The organism is Pseudomonas sp. GW822-FHT02G04 (genome assembly GCF_058802085.1).
Genome location: NZ_JBXANU010000031.1, coordinates 1 through 26442 on the forward strand (window position 1 = coordinate 1; position 26442 = coordinate 26442).

The window sequence follows — 26442 nt, forward strand, 5'->3', positions numbered from 1 at the left end:
CCCCCCCCCCCCCCCCCCCCCCCCCCCCCCCCCCCCCCCCCCCCCCCCCCCCCCCCCCCCCCCCCCGCTCCTACGGGGGGATGTGGGCGAGCCTGCTGCCAGTGCTTTACCCACGCCCCAGCAGATAGGTCGCGTAATCCGGGATGCGGTGTTCGTGAGCCTGATCCATCAACGGGCTGCTGAGCAGGTAGTCGGCGCTGCATTCGTTGCAGGCCACGGGGATGTTCCACACCGCCGCGACCCGCAGCAACGCCTTGATGTCCGGGTCGTGGGGTTGCGGTTCGAACGGGTCCCAGAAGAACACCAGCATGTCGACCCGCTGCTCGGCGATTTGCGCGCCGAGTTGCTGGTCGCCGCCCAGCGGACCGCTGATCATGCTTTCCACCGGCAGGCCGAGGCGTTGTTGCAACAACAACCCGGTGGTGCCGGTGGCGACCAGTTCATGCTGCGCGAGTTTGTCTTTCTGCCGCTCGGCCCAGTCCAGCAAAAACACTTTGCAATGGTCATGGGCGACCAGGGCGATACGCTTGCGCGCCGCCATGGTCTTTTGCGTAAAGCTGATACCGATCATCGGTTGCTGCTCCACGGTTTACTCGGCGTTGCAGAGCGCCAGGCAGTTATCGAGCATGCGGTTGGAGAAGCCCCACTCGTTGTCGTACCAGGCCAGCACTTTGAGCAGCTTGCCGCTGGACTTGGTGTGGTTGGCGTCGAAGATCGACGACAGCGGGTTGTGGTTGAAGTCGCTGGAAACCAGCGGCAGGGCGTTGTAGCCGAGAATCTTCGAGTGCTGGCTGGCTTGTTTGAGCAGCGCATTCACTTCATCGGCCGACGCTTCGCGCTTGAGCTGCACGGTCAGGTCCACCAGCGACACGTTGATCACTGGAACACGCACCGCCATGCCGGTCAGTTTGCCCGCCAGCTCCGGCAGCACCAGGCCCACCGCTTCAGCGGCGCCGGTCTTGCTCGGGATCATGTTCTGGGTGGCGGAACGGGCGCGGTACGGGTCGGTGTGGTAGACGTCGGTCAGGTTCTGGTCGTTGGTGTAGGCGTGAATGGTGGTCATCAGACCACTTTCGATGCCCAGCTCGCGGTGCAGCACCTGGGCCACCGGGGCCAGGCAGTTGGTGGTGCACGAGGCGTTGGAGATGATCTGGTGCGACTGGCGCAGAATGTCGTGGTTAACCCCATAAACCACGGTGGCGTCGGCGCCTTTGGCCGGGGCCGAGATAATCACTTTGCGTGCGCCGGCCGTAATATGGGCGGCGGCTTTGGCACGGTCGGTGAACAGACCGGTGCATTCGAACACGACGTCGACCTTCTCCGCGGCCCAAGGCAGTTCGGCCGGGTTGCGAATGGCGCTGACCGAAATACGGTCGCCGTTGACGGTCAGGCTTTCCTGATCGTGCTGGACTTCGGCATCGAATGTGCCGTGAACGGTGTCGTATTTCAGGAGGTGAGCATTCATCGAGCTGTCACCCAGGTCGTTGATCGCAACGATCTGCAGATCCTGACGATAGCCTTGGGTATACAGTGCGCGCAGGACATTACGGCCAATACGGCCAAAACCATTGATTGCGATTCGAAGAGTCATTTACAGCGCCGCCGTCGTTTTGTTGTTGGAATTACAAGATTATTCGCAAAAAAATAGAAAACAAGCCTTTTTAGTGGCAATATTTTGTTTTATCTACAACGAGTGACCTGAATCAACTGGTCCGAATGATCAAGAAAGCCGTCTGTCACCCCGATCACAACGGCGTTTGATCAGCATAGACAATCAGGTCGCCACATCCGTTAGCCTGGAGTTCTACACATGCATCCCCGCGTCCTTGAGGTCACCGAACGGCTTATCGCCCGCAGCCGCGCCACGCGTGAGGCTTACCTTGCATTGATCCGCGGCGCGGCCAGCGACGGCCCGATGCGCGGCAAGCTGCAATGCGCCAACTTCGCCCACGGCGTGGCCGGGTGTGGCAGCGACGACAAGCACAGCCTGCGGATGATGAACTCCGCCAACATCGCAATTGTTTCGTCATATAACGACATGCTCTCGGCGCACCAGCCGTACGAAGTCTTTCCTGAACAGATCAAAAAAGCCCTGCGCGAAATCGGCTCCGTCGGCCAGTTCGCCGGTGGCACTCCGGCCATGTGCGATGGCGTGACCCAGGGCGAACCGGGCATGGAACTGAGCCTGCCGAGCCGTGAAGTGATCGCGTTGTCCACCGCCGTGGCGCTGTCCCACAACATGTTCGACGGCGCGCTGATGCTCGGCATCTGCGACAAGATCGTGCCGGGCCTGATGATGGGCGCGTTGCGCTTCGGTCATCTGCCGATGATTTTCGTGCCGGGCGGGCCGATGGTGTCGGGCATCTCCAACAAGCAGAAAGCCGATGTGCGTCAGCGCTACGCCGAAGGCAAGGCGACCCGCGAAGAGCTGCTGGAATCGGAAATGAAGTCCTACCACAGCCCTGGTACCTGCACTTTCTACGGCACCGCCAACACCAACCAGTTGCTGATGGAAGTCATGGGCCTGCACTTGCCGGGCGCCTCGTTCGTCAACCCGAACACCCCTTTGCGCGATGCGCTGACCCGCGAAGCGGCGCATCAGGTGACGCGCCTGACCAAGCAGAATGGCAACTTCCTGCCGATCGGCGAAATCGTCGACGAGCGTTCGCTGGTCAACTCCATCGTGGCCCTGCACGCCACCGGCGGCTCGACCAACCACACCCTGCACATGCCGGCCATCGCCATGGCCGCGGGCATTCAGTTGACCTGGCAGGACATGGCCGACCTCTCCGAGGTGGTGCCGACCCTGAGCCACGTGTACCCGAACGGCAAAGCTGACATCAACCACTTCCAGGCAGCGGGCGGCATGTCGTTCCTGATCCGCGAACTGCTGGAAGCCGGCCTGCTCCACGAAAACGTCAACACCGTGCTCGGCCACGGCCTGAGCCGCTACACCCAGGAACCGTTCCTCGAAAATGGCCAACTGGTCTGGCGCGAAGGCCCGATCGAAAGCCTCGACGAAAACATCCTGCGCCCAGTGGCTCGTGCATTCTCGCCAGAAGGTGGTTTGCGCGTGATGGAAGGCAACCTCGGCCGTGGCGTGATGAAAGTCTCTGCAGTCGCTTTGGAAAACCAGGTCGTCGAAGCCCCGGCCATGGTGTTCCAGGATCAACAGGACCTGGCCGATGCGTTCAAGGCCGGTCTGCTGGAGAAGGATTTTGTCGCGGTGATGCGCTTCCAGGGCCCGCGCTCCAACGGCATGCCGGAGCTGCACAAGATGACGCCGTTCCTCGGCGTGTTGCAGGACCGTGGCTTCAAAGTCGCGTTGGTGACTGACGGGCGCATGTCCGGCGCCTCGGGGAAAATCCCGGCGGCAATCCATGTCAGCCCCGAAGCTTATGTGGGCGGCGCTTTGGCGCGGGTGCGAGAGGGCGATATCATCCGTGTCGATGGCGTCAAAGGCACCCTGGAGCTTAAGGTGGACGCCGAAGAATTTGCAGCGCGCGAGCCGGCCAAAGGCCTGTTGGGCAACAACATCGGCACCGGTCGCGAACTGTTTGGTTTCATGCGCATGGCCTTCAGCTCCGCAGAGCAAGGCGCCAGCGCCTTTACTTCTGCCCTGGAGACGCTTAATTGAAACTGGCTTTGGTCGGTGACATCGGTGGGACCAACGCACGTTTCGCGTTGTGGAAAAACCAGCAGCTGGAATCGGTCCAGGTGCTGGCGACGGCAGACCACGCCAGCCCGGAGGAGGCAATCGCGCTCTATCTGAACGGGCTCGGCCTGGCGCCGGGTTCGATCGGTTCGGTGTGCCTGTCGGTGGCGGGCCCTGTGAGCGGTGATGAATTCAAGTTCACCAACAATCACTGGCGGCTCAGTCGCAAGGCTTTCTGCAAGACCTTGCAGGTGGATCAACTGCTGCTGGTCAACGATTTCTCGGCCATGGCGCTGGGCATGACCCGCTTGCAGCCGGGCGAGTTCCGGGTGGTCTGCGAAGGCAAGCCGGAGCCGTTGCGGCCAGCAGTGGTGATCGGCCCGGGTACGGGGCTGGGCGTGGGCACGTTGCTCGATCTGGGCGAGGGCCGTTTTGCCGCGTTGCCGGGGGAGGGCGGTCACGTCGATCTGCCGCTGAGCAGCCCGCGGGAAACCCAACTGTGGCAACACATCTTCAGCGAGATCGGCCATGTCAGCGCTGAAACGGCATTGAGCGGCAGTGGTTTGCCGCGGGTCTACCGGGCGATCTGCGCGGTGGACGGTCACACACCTGTGCTCGACACGCCTGAGGCGATCACAAAGGCCGGGCTGGCGGGCGATCCGATTGCCCTGGAAGTGCTCGAGCAGTTCTGCTGCTGGCTCGGTCGCGTGGCCGGCAACAACGTGCTGACCACCGGCGCACGGGGTGGCGTGTACATCGTTGGCGGGGTGATTCCACGGTTTGCCGATTTCTTTATCGAAAGCGGTTTCGCCCGGTGCTTCGCCGACAAGGGCTGCATGAGCGATTACTTCAAAGGCATTCCGGTGTGGCTGGTGACAGCGCCGTATTCCGGCCTTGTTGGCGCGGGTGTGGCGCTGGAGCAGGCGCAGTAATGATCGTTCCCACGCTCTGCGTGGGAATGCAGCCCGGGACGCTCGGCGTCACTGGACGCGGAGCGTCCCTTGAAGCGTTCCCACGCAGAGCGTGGGAACGATCGAATTCGTCATCAGATTTCCGTAAGGCATAATCCTCCCCAACACAAACAACAAGGATGCCGCCGTGAGCTCAGTCAACAAGTCGATTTTGTTGGTCGATGACGATCAAGAGATACGCGAGTTGCTGGACACCTACCTGACCCGTGCCGGTTTCCAGGTTCGTACCACGCCCGATGGCGCAGGCTTTCGTCAGGCGCTGAACGAGGCGCCGAGCGATCTGGTGATCCTCGACGTGATGCTGCCGGACGAAGACGGTTTCAGCCTCTGCCGCTGGATCCGCCAGCACCCGCGCCAGGCTCACGTGCCGATCATCATGCTCACCGCCAGCTCCGACGAGGCCGACCGCGTCATCGGCCTGGAACTGGGCGCCGACGACTACCTCGGCAAACCCTTCAGCCCCCGTGAATTACAGGCGCGGATCAAAGCGTTGTTGCGCCGCGCGCAGTTCGGTCAGGAGCGTTCCGGTGGCGAAGTGCTGGCCTTCGACGAATGGCGGCTGGACATGGTCAGCCATCGACTGTTCCACACCGACGGCGAGGAAGTGATTCTCTCCGGCGCCGATTTCGCCCTGCTGAAACTGTTCCTCGATCACCCGCAGGAAATCCTCGACCGCGACACCATTGGCAACGCCACCCGTGGCCGTGACCTGATGCCGCTCGATCGAATCGTCGACATGGCGGTCAGCCGTTTGCGCCAGCGCCTGCGCGACACCGAAAAACCGCCGCGGCTGATCCGGACCGTGCGGGGCAGCGGCTACCAACTAGCGGCCAACGTGGTTGCCGGCAATGGCCACTGAGTTCCTGCGCAAGCTCGCCGGGCGCGTGCCGGTGCCGCGTTCGCTGCTCGGGCGCATGTTGCTGCTGACCCTGTTGGCGGTGCTGTTTGCCCAGACACTGTCGAGCGTGATCTGGGTTTCGCAACTGCGCGCCACGCAACTTGAAGGCCTGGTCACCAGCGCCCGCAGCCTGGCCCATTCGATGACGGCCAGTGTCAGTTATTTCCGCTCGTTGCCGGTGGCGTTCAGGCCGCTGGTGCTCGACCAGTTGCGTAGCATGGGTGGCACCCGGTTCGTGGTGACCCTCAACGACAAACCCTTGGGAATGGAAGTGCTGCCGATCACGCCGCGCAAAGAAGCGGTGCTCAAAGCGGTGGACGAAGTGCTGCGCCAGTCGCTGGGCCAGGACGCGGATATTTCGGTGACGTTCGTCAGCCCCGAAGACCTGCGGATCTTCAATAGCGGGCTGAAACTCGATGAATTGCCACGCTCCTGGGCGCACTACGCGTTGACCCTGGAGCCAGTGAACCCACCGGTGCTGGTCACGCAAATCCAGATGGCGCCGGGCGAATGGCTGTACATCGCCTCGTTGTTGCCCGAACCCTACACCAGTCTTGAAGAGCAAGGCCTGCCGGCACAGCAAGTCTGGTTCATCGTACTCACCAGCGGCTTCTTGCTGCTGTTCATCGGCCTGCTGGTGCACTGGCAGAGCCGGCCGCTCAAGCGATTGGCGCGGGCGGCGCGGGACATGTCCCTGGGGGCCGACGTCGAACCGGTTGCTCAGGGTGGCGGCAGTGAAGTGGTGGAAGTCGGTCGCGCGTTCAATGCGATGCGTGAACGCATCAGCCGTTACCTGACCGAGCGCAGCCAGTTGTTCAGCGCGATTTCCCATGACTTGCGCACACCGATCACTCGGCTGCGACTGCGGGTCGAATTGCTTGAAGACGAGAAACTGCAAGCCAAGTTCGGGCGTGATCTGGATGAGCTGGAGTTGCTGGTCAAAGGCGCGCTGCAATGCGTGAAAGACACCGACATCCACGAAAACATCGAGCCGGTAGACCTCAATCATGTGCTCGACTGCCTGGTGGAACCGTATCTGGCGCCTAACGGCAACGGCCGCGTGACTCAGCAGGGGCGGGCGCTGGCGCCGTATCCCGGCAAGCCACTGGCGCTCAAGCGCTGCATTGGCAACCTGATCGACAACGCCTTGAAGTACGGGCAGAACGCGCATCTGCACATCGATGACGACGAGAGTGCGTTCGTGCTGCATGTCGACGACGAAGGTCCGGGTGTGCCGGAGCAGCGGCTGGAGCAAGTGTTCGAGCCGCACTTCCGCCTGGCCGGGCAGCAGCAGGGTTATGGCCTTGGGCTGGGGATTGCGCGCAACATCGCCCATAGCCATGGCGGTGAAGTCAGCCTGCAAAACCTGCGTGAAGGCGGGTTGCGTGTGACGTTGCAGTTGCCGCGACCAATGGATTGAAAGCGACCCTGTGGCGAGGGAGCTTGCTCCCGCTGGGGCGCGGAGCGGCCCTGAAAGAGGGACTGCTGCGCAGTCCAACGGGAGCAAGCTCCCTCGCCACAAGTAACCACTCACTTCAAAATTGGGGTGAATGTCACAGGTCGGTGACATAACGCTCCCCCTTCGTTACCTGCCCGCCACCACCCGTTGTTTAGACTGATCCCAGTCATAACAACAAAAAAAGGTACCGCATGGACACCTTCCAACCCGCCTTCAGCAGTTGGCTGAACGCGCCTGCCCATCAGCAATGGCTCGCCGCCGAAGGCCTGCGCCTGTTGGCGTTTGCCAGGGCTTCAAAGCTTCCCGAAGGCTTCGGCAATCTTGATGAAAAGGGGCGCCTCCCAGCCAGCGCCCAAGCCGAAACCATGAACACCGCGCGCATGACCCACAGCTTCGCCATGGCCCACATCCAGGGTTTGCCGGGGTTCGCCGAGCTGGTGGATCACGGCATCAAAGCCCTCAGCGGGCCGCTGCGTGACGCCGAACACGGTGGCTGGTTCGCCACACCCGAACACCGCGACGGCAATACCGGCAAAGCCGCCTACCTGCATGCCTTCGTGGCGTTGGCCGCGAGTTCTGCGGTGGTCGCTCAACGGCCCGGTGCGCAAGCCTTGCTCGACGATGCGATCCACATCATCGACAGCCATTTCTGGAGCGAGGAGGAGGGCGCCATGCGCGAGTCCTTCAACCGCGACTTCAGTTGCGAGGAAGCCTATCGCGGCGCCAACAGCAACATGCACGCCACCGAAGCCTTCCTCGCCTTGGCCGATGTCACCGAGGACAACCGCTGGCTGATTCGCGCGCAGCGCATCGTCGAACGGGTTATTCACGATCATGCCGCCGCCAACGATTACCTGGTGGTCGAGCATTTCGACCGCGACTGGCAGCCGCTGCGCGACTACAACCACGACAACCCGGCCGACGGTTTCCGCCCTTACGGCATCACGCCGGGTCATGGTTTCGAATGGGCGCGGCTGTTGCTGCACCTCGAAGCCGCGCGGGTACAGGCCGGGATGCTCACACCGGGCTGGCTGGCCACCGATGCGCAAAAACTCTTCGAACACAATTGCCGTCACGGCTGGGACGTCGACGGTGCGCCGGGCATTGTCTACACCCTCGATTGGGACAATCGCGCGGTGGTTCGTCATCGTTTGCACTGGACTCATTGCGAAGCCAGCGCCGCCGCCAGTGCGCTGCTAAAACGCACCGGTGATGAGCAATACGAGCGTTGGTACCGACTGTTCTGGGAATTCTGTGACAGTCATTTCGTCGACCGCTGCGATGGCAGCTGGCATCACGAGCTCGATCCGCTGAATCGCCCGAGCGCCGATATCTGGGCCGGTAAACCCGACCTGTATCACGCCTGGCAAGCCGTATTGATCCCGCGCCTGTCGTTGGCACCGAGCATGGCCAGTGCGCTGGCGCAATTGTCCCAGAGCTCTCCTGTGTAACCATGTGGTGACATTCGCGCGTCCCTTCGTTACCTGCGAAGGGCGATCCCCTGTTTAAAATCCTATGCAGCGCAAGCACCAGACTTGCATGCATAACAACAAGAAAGGTACTACTAGATGAATGCGATTTCTCGCCTCGCTACTGTCATTTCTCTCGCTTCACTGCTTCCCGTTGCTGCATTCCCGCTCAGTGCCCTTGCTGCCGATTCCAAAGGTTCGGTGGAAGTCGTTCACTGGTGGACGTCTGGTGGTGAAAAAGCGGCTGTCGATGTGCTCAAGGCTCAAGTCGAAAAAGACGGTTTCACCTGGAAAGACGGCGCAGTCGCCGGCGGTGGCGGTGCCACGGCCATGACCGTACTCAAAAGCCGCGCCGTTGCCGGTAACCCGCCGGGCGTAGCGCAGATCAAAGGTCCGGACATTCAGGAATGGGCGTCTACCGGTCTGCTCGATACCGACGTCTTGAAAGACGCTGCCAAAGCTGAGAAGTGGGACAGCCTGCTCGACAAGAAAGTCTCCGATACCGTGAAGTACGACGGTAACTATGTGGCCGTGCCGGTGAACATTCACCGCGTCAACTGGTTGTGGATCAATCCGGAAGTCTTCAAGAAAGCCGGCATCGAAAAAGCGCCAACCACCCTTCAGGAATTCTACGCGGCCGGTGACAAGCTCAAGGCTGCGGGCTTCATTGCGCTTGCCCACGGTGGCCAGCCTTGGCAAGACAGCACCGTGTTCGAAGCGGTGGTCCTGTCGGTCATGGGCGTCGATGGCTACAAGAAAGCCCTGGTCGATCTGGATAACGCGGCGCTGACCGGTCCTGACATGGTCAAGGCGCTGACCGAGCTGAAGAAAGTCGCGACCTACATGGACGCCGACGGCAAAGGCCAGGACTGGAACCTGGAGGCGGCCAAGGTCATCAACGGCAAGGCCGGCATGCAGATCATGGGTGACTGGGCCAAGAGCGAGTGGACAGCGGCCAAGAAAGTCGCCGGCAAGGATTACGAGTGCGTAGCCTTCCCGGGCACCGACAAGGCCTTCACCTACAACATCGACTCGCTGGCCGTGTTCAAGCAGAAAGACAAGGGCACTGCTGCAGCTCAGCAGGACATTGCCAAGATCGTGCTGGGTGAGAACTTCCAGAAAGTCTTCAGCATCAACAAGGGCTCGATCCCGGTTCGAAACGACATGCTGAGCGACATGGGCAAGTATGGTTTCGACTCCTGCGCCCAGACTGCTGCCAAGGACTTCCTGGCGGACGCCAAGACCGGTGGCTTGCAGCCGAGCATGGCGCACAACATGGCGACCACGCTGGCGGTACAGGGTGCTTTCTTTGATGTGGTGACCAACTTCATCAACGATCCGAAAGCCGATCCTGCCACTGCCGCCAAGCAACTCGGCACTGCCATTAAAGCGGCCAAGTAACCGTTAGCCGTGCAACCCCCTGTGGGAGTGGGCTTGCTCGCGAAAGTGCAGTGTCAGGCACCCTGTCGGTACTGACACGACACGCTCGCGAGGACCGCTCCCACAAGGGAAAGCGCTTGTAATCCTTTCTCTTCGTACTGGATCTTCCCATGAGTTCTGTTGCTGTGTTCAGCAAGGCCTCGCCGTTCGATGCACTGCAGCGCTGGCTCCCCAAGCTGGTGCTGGCGCCGAGCATGTTCATTGTTTTGGTGGGGTTCTATGGCTATATCCTGTGGACCTTCGTCCTGTCGTTCACCACTTCGACCTTCCTGCCGACTTACAAATGGGCGGGTCTGGCGCAGTACCAGCGGCTGTTCGACAACGATCGCTGGTGGGTAGCGAGCAAGAACCTGGCGCTTTTCGGCGGCATGTTCATCGGCATCACCCTGGTGATCGGTGTGTTGCTGGCGGTGTTTCTTGATCAGCGCATTCGTCGCGAAGGTTTCATTCGCACCATTTACCTGTACCCGATGGCGCTTTCGATGATCGTCACCGGTACCGCCTGGAAGTGGCTGCTCAACCCGGGCATGGGCCTGGACAAATTGCTGCGTGACTGGGGCTGGGAAGGCTTTCGCCTGGACTGGTTGATCGATCCGGATCGCGTTGTGTACTGCCTGGTGATCGCGGCGGTATGGCAAGCCTCGGGCTTTATCATGGCGATGTTCCTCGCCGGTCTGCGTGGCGTTGATCAATCGATCATCCGTGCCGCCCAGATCGATGGCGCGAGCATGCCGCGCATTTACCTGAAAGTGGTGTTGCCGAGCCTGCGCCCGGTGTTCTTCAGCGCAGTAATGATCCTGGCCCACATCGCTATCAAGAGTTTCGACCTGGTAGCGGCAATGACCGCCGGTGGCCCGGGTTATTCCTCCGATCTGCCTGCGATGTTCATGTATTCCTTCACCTTCAGTCGCGGCCAGATGGGCATGGGCTCGGCCAGTGCGATTCTGATGCTCGGTGCGATTCTCGCGATCATCGTGCCTTACCTGTACTCCGAGCTGAGGGCCAAACGTCATGACTAGTTTCGCTGCCAAACCTGCCATCAGCCTGAGTCGCATCGCGATCTATGGCGTGCTGCTCTTTGCGGTATTGCTGTACCTGATACCACTGGTGGTCATGCTGTTGACCAGCTTCAAGACGCCGGAAGACATCAATTCCGGCAACCTGCTGAGCTGGCCGACCGTGGTCAGCGGTATTGGCTGGATCAAGGCCTGGGGCACGGTTGACGGGTACTTCTGGAACTCGATCAAGATCACCGTTCCGGCGGTAATGATCTCCACGGCCATCGGTGCGTTGAACGGCTATGTGCTGTCGATGTGGCGCTTTCGCGGGTCGCAGTTGTTCTTCGGCCTGCTGCTGTTCGGTTGCTTCCTGCCATTCCAGACGGTCCTGCTGCCGGCCTCGTTCACCCTCGGCAAGATGGGCCTGGCCAGCACGACGACAGGCCTGGTGTTCGTGCACGTGGTCTACGGCCTGGCGTTCACCACGCTGTTTTTCCGTAACTACTACGTCAGCGTTCCCGATGCGCTGGTGAAGGCGGCGCGGCTCGATGGCGCGGGGTTCTTCACCATCTTCCGCTTGATCATCCTGCCGATGTCCACCCCGATCATCATGGTCTGCCTGATCTGGCAGTTCACTCAGATCTGGAACGACTTCCTGTTCGGCGTGGTGTTCTCAAGCGGTGATTCGCAACCCATTACGGTGGCGTTGAACAACTTGGTCAACACCAGTACCGGGGCCAAGGAATACAACGTTGATATGGCGGCGGCAATGATCGCCGGGCTGCCGACCCTGCTGGTCTATGTGGTCGCAGGTAAGTATTTCGTGCGCGGGCTGACGGCCGGCGCAGTCAAGGGGTAATCATGGCTACGCTCGAACTTCGCAATGTAAACAAAACCTATGGCCCCGGCCTGCCGGACACCCTCAAGAACATTGAGCTGTCGATCAAGGACGGTGAATTCCTGATTCTTGTAGGTCCTTCGGGTTGCGGTAAATCGACCCTGATGAATTGCATCGCCGGCCTTGAGACCATCACCGGCGGCGCGATCATGATCGGTGACCAGGACGTCAGCGGCATGAGCCCCAAAGACCGCGACATCGCCATGGTGTTTCAGTCCTATGCGCTGTACCCGACCATGAGCGTGCGCGAAAACATCGCGTTCGGTTTGAAGATCCGCAAGATGCCCGCCGCCGACATCGACGCGGAAGTCGCTCGCGTGGCCAAGCTGCTGCAAATCGAACACCTGCTCAACCGCAAGCCGGGTCAGCTCTCCGGTGGCCAGCAACAGCGCGTGGCCATGGGCCGGGCGTTGGCGCGTCGGCCGAAGATCTACCTGTTCGACGAACCGCTGTCCAACCTCGACGCCAAGCTGCGGGTCGAGATGCGCACCGAAATGAAACTGATGCACCAGCGCCTGAAAACCACCACGGTCTACGTGACCCACGACCAGATCGAAGCGATGACGCTGGGCGACAAAGTGGCGGTGATGAAGGACGGGATCATCCAGCAGTTCGGTACGCCGAAAGACATCTACAACAACCCGGCCAACCTGTTCGTGGCGAGCTTCATCGGTTCGCCGCCGATGAACTTCATCCCCCTGCGTTTGCAGCGCAAGGACGGCCGTCTGTTGGCGCTGCTCGACAGCGGTCAGGCGCGCTGCGAATTGCCGCTGGGCATGCAGGATGCCGGTCTCGAAGACCGCGAAGTGATCCTCGGCATGCGCCCGGAGCAAATCGTGCTGGCGAACGGCGAAGCCAACGGTCTGCCGACCATCCGCGCCGAAGTGCAGGTCACCGAACCGACCGGTCCCGACACCCTGGTATTCGTCAATCTCAACGACACCAAGGTCTGCTGCCGTCTGGCACCGGACGTCGCACCGGCCCCGGGCGAGACCCTGACGCTGCAATTCGATCCATCGAAAGTGCTGCTGTTCGATGCCAAGACCGGTGAGCGTCTGGGGGTTGCCGGTGTACCAAAAACCGAAGCTCATAGCGCCAACGTGGCCCAGTTCAAAGGCCGCTGAAGATCAAATGTGGGAGCGAGCAAGCCCGCTCTCACAGGGGGGATTAGTGGCGGATGGAGACATCCGTCGCAATCGATGTAAACCGCGTTAGATAAAAACAGTTAATAACAATAAAACGAGGATGTAGGGATGAAGAAGAAGAACAACGCTCAGCTGATCTGCCAATTGTCAGCGGTTGCGGCGATGATGCTGGCCGGTAGCGTACACGCGGCTGACGCGTTCAGTGCCGATTCCCAGTGGATGACGGGGGACTGGGGTGGTGAGCGGACCAAGCTGATCGAGCAAGGTATCGACATCAAGGCCGACTATGTCGGTGAAGTGGGCGCCAACCTGCACGGCGGCTACAACGACGACAAGACAGCCCGTTATGCCGACCAGTTTGGTCTGGGCGTGGCGCTGGATCTGCAAAAACTGTGGGGCTGGGATAACACCCAGGCCAAGATCCAGCTCACCAACCGTAACGGTCAGAACATCTCCAATGACCGTGTCGGCGACCCGCGTGCCGGCACCTTGAGCTCCTCGCAGGAAGTCTACGGCCGTGGCCACATGGTCCGTCTGACCCAGCTGTGGATCAAGCACCAGTTCCTCGACGGGAAACTGGACGTCAAGGCCGGTTACTTCGGCGAGGGCGAAGACTTCAACACCTTCCCTTGCGAGTTCCAGAACCTGGCATTCTGCGGTTCCCAGGCGGGTAACTGGGCGACCGGTATCTGGTACAACTGGCCGGTCATGCAGGCAGCGATTCGCGTGAAGTACAACATCACGCCTGAGTTCTATGCGCAGATCGGCGCGTACAACCAGAACCCATCGCAACTTGAACACGGTAACGGCTTCAAGCTCAGCGGCAGTGGTACCAAGGGCACCGTCTTGCCGGTTGAATTGGTCTGGTCGCCGAAGGTCAACAACCTGCCGGGCGAATACCGTGTCGGTTACTACAAGAGCACTGCCGACGCCAATGACGTCCGTAAAGACGACGACGGCAACGATGCAGCGACCACCGGCAACGCCTTCCGCAGCCACGACAGCAAGCACGGCTACTGGTTTGTGGCGCAGCAACAACTCACCACCCACAACGGTGATGCTTCCCGCGGTCTGAACATCGCGGCCAACGCTACCTTCCACGACAAGGACACCAACTTCGTCGACAACTACCAGTCGCTGATGTTTGTTTACAAGGGCCCGTTCGATGCTCGTCCAAAAGACGACGTCGGGATCGGTTTCTCCCGTATCCATGTCAACGATGATGTGAAGAAAAACGCCGAGTTGGTCAACGCCGCCAATGGTGTCACCGACTACAACGATCCACTGTTCGCGCCACTGCGCAGCACCGAGTACAACTACGAGATCAACTACGGTTTCCACGTTACCAACTGGCTGACGGTGCGTCCTAACCTGCAATACATCACTCACCCAGGTGGTGTGGATGAAGTTGATAACGCGTTGGTCGCCGGCCTGAAAATTCAGTCGGTGTTCTAACACTGTTGCGATAAGCTCCTCTCTATGTGCGCATTTTTGCGGACAGCCATGGCTGTCCGCTTTTTTTTGGGGCTGGCTAACCAGGCTGCTGGCGAATGCTGTTGTGGCGAGGGAGCTTGCTCCCGCTCGGCTGCGAAGCAGTCGTAAACGCGGCGAGTTCGGTTTGGCTGAAGCACCGCAGTGAATGGTTTTAGGGCCGCTTCGCAGCCCAACGGGAGCAAGCTCCCTCGCCACAGAAAGTTCACTGGCTACAAGAGCGCTGTTATTTTCAGGGGTTGTGAGTACACCAATGATTTTCAGGACCGTGGCACATGCTTGAGCATCCGCTACAACGCTTCTTCAAATCCTTGCGCGAACGTCCGGTGTTTGCGTGGGAGCGCTATCAGATGCGCGACGTGCTGGTGATCGACCATCCGCTGTGTCAGGCGGTGTTCAGTCGTCAGGGCGCGCAGTTGCTGCACTTCCAGCCAAAGGGCCAGAAACCCTGGCTGTGGTGCGCGGCAAAATGGCCGCACGTCGGTGCGATTCGCGGCGGTGTGCCGGTGTGCTGGCCGTGGTATGGCCGCCACCCAAGCGAAAACGCCTGGCCGTCCCATGGCTGGGCGCGCCTGCTCGACTGGAAATTGCTCGACAGCAGCAGTGACGACGATGGCGTGCGCCTGCACTGGCAGTTACAGCTGTGCGACTGGCAAGTGGACTTGCACGCGCACCTGGGCGAGCGTATGGATTTGCACCTGAGCACTGTGCATCAGGACGACATGCCGTGCCAGTTGAGTCAGGCGTTGCACGCCTATTGGCGTATTGGCGACGTCGGTGAGATAGCGCTGTCTGGGCTCGAGGGCGCGCAAGGTTACGACCAGTTGAACCGCCAGGTTTGCCAACAGGAAGGCGAGTTGCGGGTCGACGGTGGGTGTCAGCGCGTGTTCCAGCATGACGGCGAATTGCAGCTCAAGGACCACGCCTGGCAGCGCGAACTGTGCATCGACACCGGTGATCATGCGGACACGGTGGTCTGGCATCCTGGCTCGCGGCCATTGCTGGGCGTGAGCTGGAACGAGATTTCAGAGTTCGTCTGTGTGGAAGCGGCCAGCGGTGGCACCGACAGCCTGTGCCTGGCGCCGGGGGAGAGGGCGCATTTGAGTTTGCAGGCGCGGGTGATCGTTCCCACGCTCTGCGTGGGAATGCCTCAAGGGACGCTCCGCGTCCAGTGACGCGGAGCGTCACGGGCTGCGTTCCCACGCGGGAGCGTGGGAACGATCATGGTGGGTTAATTAAACTCATCCCCAATCGGATACCGACTGGCATTCAGGCTTTCCTTGATCTTGCGCAAATGCGGCTGGAAATCCACGCCCCGGCGCAAGGTCATGCCGGTGGCGAGCACATCGAGCACGGTCAACTGAATGATCCGCGAGGTCATTGGCATGTAAATGTCGGTGTCTTCCGGCAACGGAATGTTCAGGCTCAAGGTGCTGGCCTTGGCCAGTGGCGAACCCTCGGCCGTCAGCCCCAGCACCGAAGCGCCGTTTTCCCGGGCGATGCGCGCCACTTCCACCAGTTCGCGGGTGCGGCCGGTGTAGGAAATGATCACAAACAACTCACCGGTGTGGGCCACCGAGGCAATCATGCGTTGCATCAGCACATCGGCATGGGCGGTCACCGCCAGGTTGAAGCGGAAGAATTTGTGCTGCGCATCCAGTGCCACCGGGGCCGAGGCGCCGAGGCCGAAGAAGTGGATCTGCCGGGCCTGGATCAACAGGTCGACGGCGCGGCTGATCAGGTTCGGGTCCAGTGCCTGGCAGGCGCTGTCCAGGGACGCGATGGCGCTGCCGAAGATCTTCTGGGTGTAAGCCTCGGGGTTGTCGTCGGCTTCCACCGCGCGGCTGACATATGCCGCGCCGCTGGCCAGGCTCTGTGCCAGTTGCAGTTTCAGTTCAGGGTAGCCGCTGACACCGAACGAGCGGCAGAAACGGTTGACCGTCGGCTCGCTGACCGACGCGGCCTGGGCGAGGGCGGCGATGCTGAACCGGGTAGCCTGCTGTGGGTTGAGCAGGATCACTTCGGCGACTTTGCGTTCTGCCTTGTTCAGGTCTTCAAGGCGACTCTGGATCTGTTCCAGTAAATTTCGCACGCGGTCCATATGAGGTTCCTAAATTCACCTGCGCAAACAAGCGCTCGGCTATGCAAATTGGGCCTTTGATACGGCCCATAACGGTGGCCTATCCTACTGATGGCTCCGACCGACCACCACTCGGAATCTATATTTTGCGAAAATGTTGTGGTTATTACTACATTTTCCCTTGAGTGATGCCTTGAAAAAAGGTATTTGTAGCTTAACTTGATAAAAGAACAAACATCATGCCTTCGATTACGGTTGAACCGTGCACCTTTGCCTTGTTCGGCGCTCTCGGCGATCTAGCCTTGCGCAAGCTGTTTCCTGCCCTTTATCAACTCGATGGCGCCGGCCTTCTTCATGAGGATACGCGCATTATCGCGCTGGCCCGTGAACCTGGCACCGAGCAACAGCACCTGGCGTTCATCGCCACTGAGTTGCGTCGCTACGTGGGCGCCAAAGAGCTGGATGAAGCCGTGCTCGAGCGCTTCCTGGCCCGTTTGAGCTACCTGCACGTCGACTTCCTCAAGGCTGACGATTACGTCGCATTGGCCGAACAGGCCGGCAGCGCCCAGCGGGTGATTGCCTACTTCGCCACGCCGGCGGCGGTTTACGGTGCCATTTGCGAGAATCTGTCGAAGGTCGGTCTGGCCGAAAACACCCGCGTGGTGCTGGAAAAACCCATCGGTTCGGACCTGGAATCTTCACGCAAGGTCAACGACTCCGTGGCGCAGTTCTTCCCGGAGAACCGCACCTACCGCATCGACCACTACCTGGGAAAAGAGACCGTACAAAACCTGATCGCCCTGCGTTTCGCCAACAGCCTGTTCGAAACCCAGTGGAACCAGAATTACATCTCCCACGTGGAAATCACCGTGGCCGAGCAGGTCGGGATCGAAGGCCGTTGGGGTTACTTCGACAAGGCCGGCCAGCTGCGGGACATGATCCAGAATCACCTGCTGCAGTTGCTGTGCCTGATCGCCATGGACCCGCCGGCCGACCTGTCCGCCGACAGCATCCGTGACGAGAAAGTCAAAGTCCTCAAGGCACTGGCGCCGATCAGCCCGGAAGGCCTGACTACTCAAGTGGTGCGCGGCCAGTACATCGCCGGTCACAGCGAAGGCAAATCGGTGCCCGGGTATCTGGAGGAGCCTAACTCCAATACCCAGAGCGACACCGAAACCTTCGTTGCCCTGCGTGCCGACATTCGCAACTGGCGTTGGGCCGGCGTGCCGTTTTACCTGCGCACCGGCAAGCGCATGCCGCAGAAGCTGTCGCAGATCGTCATCCACTTCAAGGAACCGTCGCACTACATCTTCGCCCCCGAGCAGCGCTTGCAGATCAGCAACAAACTGATCATCCGCCTGCAACCGGACGAAGGCATTTCCTTGCGCGTGATGACCAAAGAACAAGGCCTGGACAAGGGCATGCAGCTGCGCAGCGGTCCGTTGCAGCTGAATTTTTCCGACACCTGGCGTAGCGCACGGATTCCCGATGCCTACGAGCGGTTGTTGCTGGAAGTGATGCGTGGCAATCAGAACCTGTTTGTCCGTAAAGATGAAATCGAAGCCGCGTGGAAGTGGTGTGACCAGTTGATCGCCGGGTGGAAAAAGTCCGGTGATGCGCCCAAGCCGTACGCGGCCGGGTCGTGGGGGCCGATGAGCTCCATTGCACTGATCACGCGGGACGGGAGGTCGTGGTATGGCGATATCTAAATTGAAACTGCCTCAGGGCGTCAGCGCCCATGAGTTCAAAAGCCCGGTGCTGCTGGCCGAAGGCCTGGCATTGACGGTAGCCAGACAACTGAGCGAGGCGATTGCCGCACAAGGCGCCGCGACGCTGGTGGTGTCCGGTGGGCGCAGCCCGGTGGCGTTTTTCCAGCACTTGGCCAAGCAGGCGCTGGACTGGTCGAAGGTGGTGGTCAGCCTGGCTGACGAGCGCTGGGTGCCGGTGGAGCATGCCGACAGCAATGCCGGTCTGCTCAAGCGTTACCTGTTGCAAGGCCCGGCGGCCAAGGCCCAGTTCCTGAGCCTCTACAGTGCCACCGCCAACCTGGAACAGGCCGCCGAGCAGGCTGATCGCTTGCTCGCCGAATTACCGGCGATCGATGTGCTGGTGCTGGGCATGGGCGACGACGGTCACACCGCGTCGCTGTTCCCCAACAGCCCGAACCTGGCCGACGCCTTGAAAGTCGACGGCAGCCGTCGCTGCTGGCCGATGCTGGCGCCGACCGTACCGCATCAGCGCCTGACCATGAGTCGCGCGCTGCTGGCTTCGGCCAGGCACACCGTTCTATCGATTTCCGGTCAGTCCAAGCTGACCACCCTGAGCGCCGCACTGGCCGGTGACGATGTCGCCGCCATGCCGATTCGGGCGTTTCTGCAACCTACGTTAGAGATTTACTGGTGCCCATGAACCAAGGATCAGCCGCTATGACAAACACATCCCCGACCGTTTCCATGGCGGACAAAGTTGCCCTGATCGACAGCCTTTGCGCCAAGGCGCGGATCCTGCCGGTGATCACCATCGCTCGTGAACAGGACGTGCTGCCGTTGGCCGACGCCCTGGCCGCCGGTGGCCTCACGGCGCTGGAAGTGACCCTGCGTTCGCAGTTCGGTCTCAAGGCCATCCAGATCCTGCGCGAGAAGCGTCCGGAACTGGTGACCGGCGCCGGTACGGTGCTTGATCGCAGCATGCTGGCCGCTGCCGAAGCCGCCGGTTCGCAGTTCATCGTGACGCCAGGCATCACCCGTGACCTGCTCGAAGCCAGTGTCGCCAGCCCGATCCCGCTGTTGCCGGGCATCAGCAACGCCTCCGGCATCATGGAAGGCTATTGCCTGGGTTATCGCCGCTTCAAGCTGTTCCCGGCGGAAGTCAGCGGCGGCGTCGCGGCCATCAAGGCCTTGGGCGGCCCGTTCGGCGAAGTTAAATTCTGCCCGACCGGCGGCGTCAGCCCGGCCAACATCAAGAGCTACATGGCGTTGAAAAACGTGATGTGCGTGGGCGGTAGCTGGATGCTTGACCCCGAGTGGATCAAGAACGGCGACTGGGCCCGCATCCAGGAGTGCACCGCCGAGGCGTTGGCCCTGCTGGATTGATCTAATTTACCGGATTTACCAAACACTTCGTTGTGTGTTCTACGGCTTTACGGTGCGCTTGGTCGGTGCACCGTTTTTTTTTGCCTGATGAAAACCTGCGGGACATCACGCGATACATAGTTACCGCATCTCGTCGCACGTCCAGCGTTAACCTGCGTTCATCTTATGGAAGAGAGAATGTCATGGACGACAACACTGCAATTGCATCCCCTTCACCGGTTTATCAACTGTCACCCGAGCAGATCGCCGGTCCGTATTTTCGAAACCCGAAACTGATCAGACGAAACATCAGCGAAGGCATGGACGGCGTCCCCTTGGTGCTGCGGCTCACGATCATCGATGCCATGACCGGTCAACCGGTTACCGGGGCATTGGTCGATATCTGGCATTGCAATGCGCGCGGGGCGTATTCGGGCTGGAGCAAGATCAACCCGGACAAGGAAGTCAATGTGGATGATATCGGGTCGATCCCGCGCACCGACGACGACACCTACCTGCGTGGTGGGCAATTCACCGACAAAATGGGCATCGTGCGGTTTACCACGATTTATCCGGGGTTCTATGCCGGCCGCGCTTTACACATCCACGTCGCGGTACGCATTACGGCCGGCAATAACTATCTGGAAGAGCGGCACGTCGCCTGGGTCGGCCAGCTTTACTTTCCCGAGGTCGCATCAAGGTCGGTGCTCAACGCCCGTGAGTACAGCGGTCGAGCCGTTTCACCGCTGACCAATGCGCAGGATATGTTTTATCAGCGCATGGGCGGCGAGGCCTCGACCCTGAACATTCACACCATCGGTCGAGACTCGAATGAGGACGGCTTTTTCGGGCACATGACCATCGGTGTCGACACGTTTGCGGTGTCATCGCAAATCAAGCCCGAGGACTTCGACAAGTACACCGTGTGACGTCAGCGTAATTCACTCAGCGCCCGGGCCAGCCGATCCATGTCGGCAGCAGTGGTGGTGAGCCCCGGCGTAATGCGGATACACGGGCCACATGCTGCGCCGCTGCGCGCCACGGTAAACAGGTTGTAGTCGTTGAGCAGGCGCTCGACCATCACTTGTTGGTCGGCATGCCCGGTAAAGCGCATCGAGGTAATGCCGCAATACAGGCGCGGGTCATCGGGGGTCATGACTTCGATCCCCGGTAGCCCCCGAACGGCATCGACCCAGCGGTTGCGCAGGTAATTGAGCCGTGCACCCTTGGCGACGGAACCGCCCATGGTCTGATGCTCTTCGAACACCAGCGGCAGGGTCAGCAGGGCCGGGATGTTCGGGGTGCTGTATGGCGTGCGGGCGCGAATGTCGGTGATCGGGAAATGCATCTCGCCCATGTCCGGGTCGATGTCGGCCAGGCGCTCGGGCGCGATGTAAATGAAGCCGAGAGTCAGCGGCGCACCGATCCATTTGTGCAGGTTGTAGCCGGCAAAGGCGATGCCCAGCTCATCGAGGTTGAACTCGATCTGGCCGAGAGCATGGGCGCCGTCGAGGATTATATCGATGCCATGCTCCCTGGCGGCAGCGGCAATCGCCTGCACCGGCATCACCAGGCCGGTGCGATGGGTGACGTGGGTCAGGGCCATCAGCTTCAGTCGCGGATAACGCACGAACGCTTCGCGGTACGTGGTCAGCAAGCTGTCGAAACTGGCGGGGTGACGGTGCTCGATCTCGATCACTTCCACGCCTCGATAGCGGGCCAGCCAACGCATCGCGCTCTTGACCGTGTCGTACTCCAGATCGCACAGCAGGACCTGATCGCCCGGTTCCAGGCGATTGTAGTTGCGGATCAGCGATTGCAGGCCATCCGAGGCGTTGCGGGTGAAGGCGACGGCTTCGGCCGGGGCGCCGATCAGCTCGGCCAGCTGTGCGCGAATCTTGACGCTTTCGTCCTGTTCGAAGCGCTGGCGCACATACACCGAGCTGCCGCGGTTGATGAACTCGATGTTGCGCTGATACTCCTCGACCACGGTGCGTGACATGCGCCCGAAGTAACCGTTCTCCAGGTTCAGGGGGCCGGGTTCGACTGCATAACGGTCGGCAAAGGTCCGCCAAAAGGCTTCATCGCGGGTACGGCGGGCGTTATCGGGCATGAGCGACTCGGTGAAGTAGGGCGGGTCAGTGACGAGGGGCAGGTTTGCCGTGCTTGGCGCGCAGCGGTTCGAGCAGTTCCGAGAGACCGTTGTGGTCGATTTCCTGCATCAAGGCCAGCAAACCGCCCAGTTCCCCGTGAGGGAAACCTTCACGAGCGAACCAGTTCAGATACTGGCCGGGCAGGTCAGCGATGATGCGGCCCTTGTATTTGCCGAAGGGCATTTCACGGGTAATCAGCAGTTCGAGCTTTTCGGGATTCATCATCAGTCGTCTTGATTTAAAACAGTCTGGAAAATACAGGCATTCTGCATGCAGGCCAATTGACAGATCATGCAAAAAAAGCGGATACAGATTTCACCGTAAAATCTAACGTATTGAAATTTAAGTAAAAAATATCAATTCGAAGCTGGCATGCGGGGTGCAATGACTGACTGCATCTTTCATCAACCGCAAGGAATTGAAAAATGACCGACATCAATAAAGAAGCGATCTCTGTACTCAACGACCTGATTGAAACCTGTAAAGATGGTCAAGAAGGGTTCAAGACTTGCGCTGAAGACATCAAGAATCCCGAACTCAAAAATCTGTTCATTCAGCGCTCCGCCGACTGCGCCTCTGCCGCTGCCGAGCTGCAGGCCACTGTGCGTTCCCTGGGCGGTGATCCGGAAACCTCCACCAGTGTCAGCGGTGATCTGCACCGCCGTTGGGTCGATGTGAAGTCGATGTTCACCGGCAAAGATGAAGAGGCGGTGCTGAACGAAGCTGAGCGTGGTGAAGACCACGCGAAGAAGGCTTACAAGAAAGCGCTGGAAAAAATCAACGAGGACAATCTGGTGAGTATTCGTGACACCGTTGAACGCCAGTACCACGGCGTGCAACGTAATCACGATCAGGTGAAAGCCCTGCGCAACCAGGCTCGTGCACGTTCGTAAGCGTTCGTTACCTATCAAAAACGCCAGCGAGTCTGGCGTTTTTTTGTGTTCGGGATTGTAGGAGAACGAAACGCTGCATTCACCGTGGCGAGGGGGGCTTTTTGTGGCGAGGGAGCTTGCTCCCGCTGGGGTGCGCAGCGCCCCCAATCGGGCACCTCGATTCACCTGTTCCGGCGCGGAGCAGCTTTTACGACTGCTGCGCAGCCGAACGGGAGCAAGCTCCCTCGCCACAGAAGCCCATCCAGGCCACGGATGAGCGATGAATCAGCCGATGCTGATCGCAGGCAACGTCGGCAATGTCACGGTCTGCTGTTTACGCGGTGCCAGAATCTCCGCTTCGCCATCCACCACCAACTCATCACGCTGGTTGAACACGCGAGTGGCGATCCGCACACGAAACTTCGGCATTTTCTCGAGAATTTCCAGGCGCACAGTCAGCGTGTCGCCAATCTTCACCGGCTTCTGAAAGCTCATCGTCTGACCGATATAAATAGTCCCCGGCCCAGGCAGCTCGCAAGCCACCGCCGCGCTGATCAACGCGCCGCTGAACATGCCGTGGGCGATGCGCTCCTTGAACATGGAGGCAGCGGCGAATTCGGCATCCAGGTGCACGGGGTTGTGATCGCCGGACATCGCGGCGAACAACTGAATGTCGCGTTCTTCGACGGTTTTGCTGTAGCTGGCGGTCTGGCCGATTTCGAGGGCTTCGTAAGGGGTGTTGGTAACCTGGGTCATCTGTCTCGATTCCTGTGACGAATTAAATGAATCCACAAAAAAACTATTCGGCTCTGGGTGGCCGACGGTTGCTCAAGGCCTGGGCGATCCAGTTCAGCACGTCGGCAGTCACTTCATCGCGATTGCTCTCATTGAACAGTTCGTGCCGGGCCTGCGGGTAAATATTCAAGTGCAGGCTCTGGCAGCCAGCGTCGCGCAGGGCGTGGGCCAGATCTTTCAGACGTTTGCCTTCGCTCACCGGATCACATTCGCCGCCAATCACCAGCAGCGGCAGGCCCGGATCGATCTGGGCGAGATTGGACGCTTTGCTGATTTGCTGCAAGCCGCCGAGCAAATCGATCCATAGCTGATTGGTGCAGCGAAAGCCGCAGAGCGGGTCGTTGGCGTACTTGTCGACCTCGGCCGGGTCGCGGCTCAGCCAGTCGAACGAGGTGCGAGCCGGTTTGAATTTCTTGTTGAACGAGCCGAATGACAGCCATTCGATCAACGCGCTGCGACCCTTGGGGCCCTGGCGCAGGCGTTCGAGACGAGCAATCTGCCGCGCTGCACGATAGAGCGCCACGGGCTGGAAGTTCGAGCCGCTGAGAATCGCCCCGTGCAGGCTGGCGCTGTGGTGCAGCAAGTAAGCCTGGGCGATGTAGCTGCCCATGCTGTGGCCCAACAGCACGATCGGCGTGCCGGGATGCTGTTGGCCGATATGTTGGTTGAGGCTGGCCAGGTCACCGACCACTTTGCACCAGCCATCGTTGTCGGCGAAGTGGCCCAGGGTGCCGTTTTCAGCGGTTTTGCCATGTCCACGCAGGTCCGGCGCGTAAACACCGTAGCCCTGTTCGCAGAGCTTTTCTGCCAGACGAGCGTAGCGACCGCTGTGTTCCGCCATGCCATGGGCCAGCAGGATCACGGCTTTGAGCGGCGCAGCCGGCAGCCACTGGTTGACGAAGAGGCGGCTGCGGTCGCTCGCGGTCAGCCAGAAAGTGTCATGGATCATGGCGATTCCTTTGCATGGGACTGCATGGGGCATGGGCGTCGTTGCATTGTATAGCGCATCCCGCGCGCGCCGTCTGATCAGGCCGCGCCGGGGCAGCAAGATTCACGGGATCAATGAGGACCGTGCGCATATTTGCCTGATTCACCATAGCTGCTAGTGTCCGGGAAGCACCGCTTTTCAGAAGTGATAGAAAAAGCGGCCCCGGATAGATTCAGGTAATGAGGACAAGAACAATGCAACCTGATTTCTGGAATGACAAACGCCCGGCCGGCGTGCCCCTGGATATCGACCTTGAGGCCTATAAGTCGGTGATCGAGGTGTTCGAGCGTTCCTGCAAGAAATTTGCTGACCGCCCGGCATTCAGCAACATGGGCGTGACCCTGACCTACGCTGAACTGGAACGTTACAGCGCTGCGTTCGCCGGTTACCTGCAAGCCCACACCGACCTGGTGCCGGGGGATCGCATCGCGGTGCAGATGCCCAACGTCCTGCATTACCCGATCGCCGTGTTTGGCGCCTTGCGTGCCGGGCTGATCGTGGTCAACACCAACCCGCTGTACACCGCGCGGGAGATGCGTCATCAGTTCAAGGACTCCGGTGCCCGGGCGCTGGTGTACCTGAACGTGTTCGGACAGAAGGTCCAGGAAGTGCTGCCCGACACCGACATCCAGTACCTGATCGAAGCGAAGATGGGCGACCTGATGCCCACCGCCAAGGGCTGGCTGGTCAATACCGTGGTAAGCAAGGTGAAGAAGATGGTCCCGGCGTATACGTTGCCGCAGGCCATTTCCTTCAAGAGCGCGCTACGTCTGGGCCGGGGCCTGGGCATCAAACCGCTGAACGTCGGTCTCGACGACATCGCCGTGCTGCAATACACCGGCGGCACTACCGGGCTGGCCAAAGGCGCGATGCTGACCCACGGCAATCTGGTGGCGAACATGCAGCAGGCGCGGGCATGCCTCAGTCAGCTGGGCACCGACGGTCAGCCGCTGCTGCGCGAAGGCCAGGAAGTGATGATCGCGCCGCTGCCGCTGTACCACATCTATGCCTTCACGGCGAACTGCATGTGCATGATGGTGACCGGCAACCACAACGTGCTGATCACCAATCCGCGGGACATCAAGGGCTTCATCAAGGAACTGAAGAACTGGCGGTTCTCGGCGCTGCTGGGGCTCAACACGCTGTTCGTCGCACTGATGGACCATCCCGATTTCAAGACCCTGGATTGCTCCAGCCTCAAACTCACCAACTCCGGCGGCACGGCGCTGGTCAAGGCCACCGCCGAGCGCTGGGAGCAGCTCACCGGTTGCCGGATCACCGAAGGTTACGGCCTGACCGAAACCTCGCCGGTGGCCTGCACCAACCCTTACGGCGACAAATCGCGCATCGGCACGGTCGGCCTGCCGGTGCCGGGCACAACCCTGAAAGTGATCAACGACGAAGGCGTCGAGCAGCCGTTGGGCGAGCGCGGCGAACTGTGCATCAAGGGCCCGCAGATCATGAAGGGCTACTGGCGCAAACCCGAAGCCACCGCCGAAGTGCTGGATGCCGATGGCTGGTTCAAGTCGGGCGACATCGGGGTGATCGACCCGGACGGTTTCGTGCGTATTGTCGATCGCAAGAAAGACATGATCATCGTCTCGGGCTTCAACGTGTACCCGAACGAGATCGAAGACGTGGTGATGGCCCACCCGAAAGTCGCCAACTGTGCGGTGATCGGCGTGCCGGACGAGCGTTCGGGGGAGGCGGTGAAACTGTTTGTGGTGGCTCGTGAGTCGGGGGTCAGCCTTGAAGAGCTGAAGGCTTACTGCAAGGAAAACTTCACGGCGTACAAAGTACCCAAGCACATCGTGTTGCGTGAGTCGTTGCCGATGACGCCGGTGGGCAAGATTTTGCGGCGGGAGTTGCGTGATATCGCATAACAATTGAAAGCTGCGCTACGCGCATTCGCGGGCAAGCCTCGCTCCTACAGTTATTTGCGTCATTCTCATCGGATGATCGACAAAAAACCGTAGGAGCGAGGCTTGCCCGCGAAGCTTTTCAGGCTATAGGCCGCGAATTCAGCGGCTTTCAGGGAGGTATAGGATTTTTGCTCTAA

At 60.3% G+C, this 26442-nt stretch carries 24 protein-coding genes; 17 read left to right on the forward strand and 7 right to left on the reverse strand.

Going from position 1 to position 26442, the window contains the following annotated elements:
- Nucleotides 1–106: 106 nt before the first annotated feature.
- Nucleotides 107–571, reverse strand: a complete 465-nt coding sequence (locus AC1RO5_RS26780; protein ID WP_413696848.1) for a methylglyoxal synthase — start codon at nucleotides 569–571, stop codon at nucleotides 107–109.
- Between the two features lie 18 nt (nucleotides 572–589).
- Nucleotides 590–1591, reverse strand: coding sequence for a type I glyceraldehyde-3-phosphate dehydrogenase (gene gap, locus AC1RO5_RS26785; protein ID WP_493178590.1), 1002 nt, complete (start codon nucleotides 1589–1591; stop codon nucleotides 590–592).
- Nucleotides 1592–1810: 219 nt separating this feature from the next.
- Between gap and edd the strand changes: the two genes are divergently transcribed.
- The 11 genes from edd to AC1RO5_RS26840 all read left to right on the forward strand — a co-directional run bounded on the left by edd (nucleotide 1811) and on the right by AC1RO5_RS26840 (nucleotide 15599).
- Nucleotides 1811–3637, forward strand: coding sequence for a phosphogluconate dehydratase (edd, locus tag AC1RO5_RS26790; RefSeq protein WP_493178592.1), 1827 nt, complete (start codon nucleotides 1811–1813; stop codon nucleotides 3635–3637).
- On the forward strand, nucleotides 3634–4587 hold the full coding sequence (locus AC1RO5_RS26795; protein WP_493178593.1) for a glucokinase: 954 nt from the start codon (nucleotides 3634–3636) through the stop codon (nucleotides 4585–4587). Before edd ends, AC1RO5_RS26795 begins: the two co-directional genes overlap by 4 nt.
- Nucleotides 4588–4753: 166 nt before the next feature.
- Nucleotides 4754–5485, forward strand: coding sequence for a response regulator (locus AC1RO5_RS26800; RefSeq protein ID WP_493178594.1), 732 nt, complete (start codon nucleotides 4754–4756; stop codon nucleotides 5483–5485).
- Nucleotides 5475–6944 carry an ATP-binding protein gene (locus tag AC1RO5_RS26805; RefSeq protein WP_258672610.1) on the forward strand — a complete coding sequence of 490 codons (1470 nt, stop codon included), beginning with the start codon at nucleotides 5475–5477 and terminating at the stop codon, nucleotides 6942–6944. The genes AC1RO5_RS26800 and AC1RO5_RS26805 overlap by 11 nt, the downstream gene beginning before the upstream one ends.
- A gap of 230 nt (nucleotides 6945–7174) precedes the next feature.
- Nucleotides 7175–8434 (forward strand): D-mannose isomerase, encoded by a 1260-nt coding sequence (locus tag AC1RO5_RS26810; protein WP_493178595.1) that lies wholly within the window; start codon nucleotides 7175–7177, stop codon nucleotides 8432–8434.
- Nucleotides 8435–8551: 117 nt separating this feature from the next.
- Nucleotides 8552–9853, forward strand: a complete 1302-nt coding sequence (locus AC1RO5_RS26815) for an ABC transporter substrate-binding protein (RefSeq protein WP_064616384.1) — start codon at nucleotides 8552–8554, stop codon at nucleotides 9851–9853.
- Between the two features lie 149 nt (nucleotides 9854–10002).
- Nucleotides 10003–10911: a carbohydrate ABC transporter permease gene (locus AC1RO5_RS26820; RefSeq protein WP_018926470.1), complete on the forward strand. Its 909-nt coding sequence runs from the start codon at nucleotides 10003–10005 to the stop codon at nucleotides 10909–10911.
- Nucleotides 10904–11749 carry a carbohydrate ABC transporter permease gene (locus tag AC1RO5_RS26825; RefSeq protein ID WP_493178596.1) on the forward strand — a complete coding sequence of 282 codons (846 nt, stop codon included), beginning with the start codon at nucleotides 10904–10906 and terminating at the stop codon, nucleotides 11747–11749. The genes AC1RO5_RS26820 and AC1RO5_RS26825 overlap by 8 nt, the downstream gene beginning before the upstream one ends.
- Nucleotides 11750–11751: 2 nt before the next feature.
- Nucleotides 11752–12912 (forward strand): ABC transporter ATP-binding protein, encoded by a 1161-nt coding sequence (locus tag AC1RO5_RS26830; protein WP_493178599.1) that lies wholly within the window; start codon nucleotides 11752–11754, stop codon nucleotides 12910–12912.
- Nucleotides 12913–13041: 129 nt separating this feature from the next.
- On the forward strand, nucleotides 13042–14388 hold the full coding sequence (locus tag AC1RO5_RS26835) for a carbohydrate porin (protein WP_493178601.1): 1347 nt from the start codon (nucleotides 13042–13044) through the stop codon (nucleotides 14386–14388).
- A 311-nt stretch (nucleotides 14389–14699) separates the two neighbouring features.
- On the forward strand, nucleotides 14700–15599 hold the full coding sequence (locus AC1RO5_RS26840; RefSeq protein ID WP_493178602.1) for a D-hexose-6-phosphate mutarotase: 900 nt from the start codon (nucleotides 14700–14702) through the stop codon (nucleotides 15597–15599).
- Between the two features lie 56 nt (nucleotides 15600–15655).
- Here AC1RO5_RS26840 and AC1RO5_RS26845 read toward each other — a convergent pair whose 3' ends face one another.
- Nucleotides 15656–16516, reverse strand: coding sequence for a MurR/RpiR family transcriptional regulator (locus AC1RO5_RS26845; RefSeq protein ID WP_172901244.1), 861 nt, complete (start codon nucleotides 16514–16516; stop codon nucleotides 15656–15658).
- 227 nt (nucleotides 16517–16743) lie between these two features.
- Between AC1RO5_RS26845 and zwf the strand changes: the two genes are divergently transcribed.
- The 4 genes from zwf to AC1RO5_RS26865 all read left to right on the forward strand — a co-directional run bounded on the left by zwf (nucleotide 16744) and on the right by AC1RO5_RS26865 (nucleotide 20504).
- Nucleotides 16744–18213: a glucose-6-phosphate dehydrogenase gene (gene zwf, locus AC1RO5_RS26850; protein ID WP_493178604.1), complete on the forward strand. Its 1470-nt coding sequence runs from the start codon at nucleotides 16744–16746 to the stop codon at nucleotides 18211–18213.
- Complete coding sequence (pgl, locus tag AC1RO5_RS26855; protein ID WP_007934739.1) at nucleotides 18200–18913, forward strand: 6-phosphogluconolactonase; 714 nt, start codon at nucleotides 18200–18202, stop codon at nucleotides 18911–18913. The genes zwf and pgl overlap by 14 nt, the downstream gene beginning before the upstream one ends.
- Before the next feature lie 17 nt (nucleotides 18914–18930).
- Entirely contained in the window at nucleotides 18931–19596 is a 666-nt protein-coding gene (locus AC1RO5_RS26860; protein ID WP_018926462.1) for a bifunctional 4-hydroxy-2-oxoglutarate aldolase/2-dehydro-3-deoxy-phosphogluconate aldolase, read from the forward strand.
- A 182-nt stretch (nucleotides 19597–19778) separates the two neighbouring features.
- The gene (locus AC1RO5_RS26865) at nucleotides 19779–20504 is read left to right on the forward strand and encodes an intradiol ring-cleavage dioxygenase (protein WP_493178605.1); all 726 of its coding nucleotides are present in this window, start codon (nucleotides 19779–19781) and stop codon (nucleotides 20502–20504) included.
- Nucleotides 20505–20506: 2 nt separating this feature from the next.
- On the opposite strand, the gene AC1RO5_RS26870 is transcribed toward AC1RO5_RS26865, so the two are convergent.
- Entirely contained in the window at nucleotides 20507–21688 is a 1182-nt protein-coding gene (locus AC1RO5_RS26870) for an aminotransferase class V-fold PLP-dependent enzyme (RefSeq protein WP_493178606.1), read from the reverse strand.
- 25 nt (nucleotides 21689–21713) lie between these two features.
- Nucleotides 21714–21950, reverse strand: coding sequence for a DUF3820 family protein (locus AC1RO5_RS26875; protein ID WP_007949456.1), 237 nt, complete (start codon nucleotides 21948–21950; stop codon nucleotides 21714–21716).
- Nucleotides 21951–22153: 203 nt separating this feature from the next.
- Here AC1RO5_RS26875 and AC1RO5_RS26880 point away from each other — a divergent pair, with 203 nt between their 5' ends.
- Nucleotides 22154–22621: a ferritin-like domain-containing protein gene (locus tag AC1RO5_RS26880; RefSeq protein WP_493178607.1), complete on the forward strand. Its 468-nt coding sequence runs from the start codon at nucleotides 22154–22156 to the stop codon at nucleotides 22619–22621.
- Nucleotides 22622–22885: 264 nt separating this feature from the next.
- Here the strand turns inward: AC1RO5_RS26880 and AC1RO5_RS26885 are convergent, their stop codons facing one another.
- Complete coding sequence (locus AC1RO5_RS26885; protein WP_019581456.1) at nucleotides 22886–23356, reverse strand: MaoC family dehydratase; 471 nt, start codon at nucleotides 23354–23356, stop codon at nucleotides 22886–22888.
- Nucleotides 23357–23399: 43 nt separating this feature from the next.
- Nucleotides 23400–24344, reverse strand: coding sequence for an alpha/beta hydrolase (locus tag AC1RO5_RS26890; RefSeq protein WP_493178609.1), 945 nt, complete (start codon nucleotides 24342–24344; stop codon nucleotides 23400–23402).
- A 233-nt stretch (nucleotides 24345–24577) separates the two neighbouring features.
- Here AC1RO5_RS26890 and fadD2 point away from each other — a divergent pair, with 233 nt between their 5' ends.
- Nucleotides 24578–26266 (forward strand): long-chain-fatty-acid--CoA ligase FadD2, encoded by a 1689-nt coding sequence (gene fadD2, locus AC1RO5_RS26895; protein WP_493178610.1) that lies wholly within the window; start codon nucleotides 24578–24580, stop codon nucleotides 26264–26266.
- Nucleotides 26267–26442 lie beyond the last annotated feature (176 nt).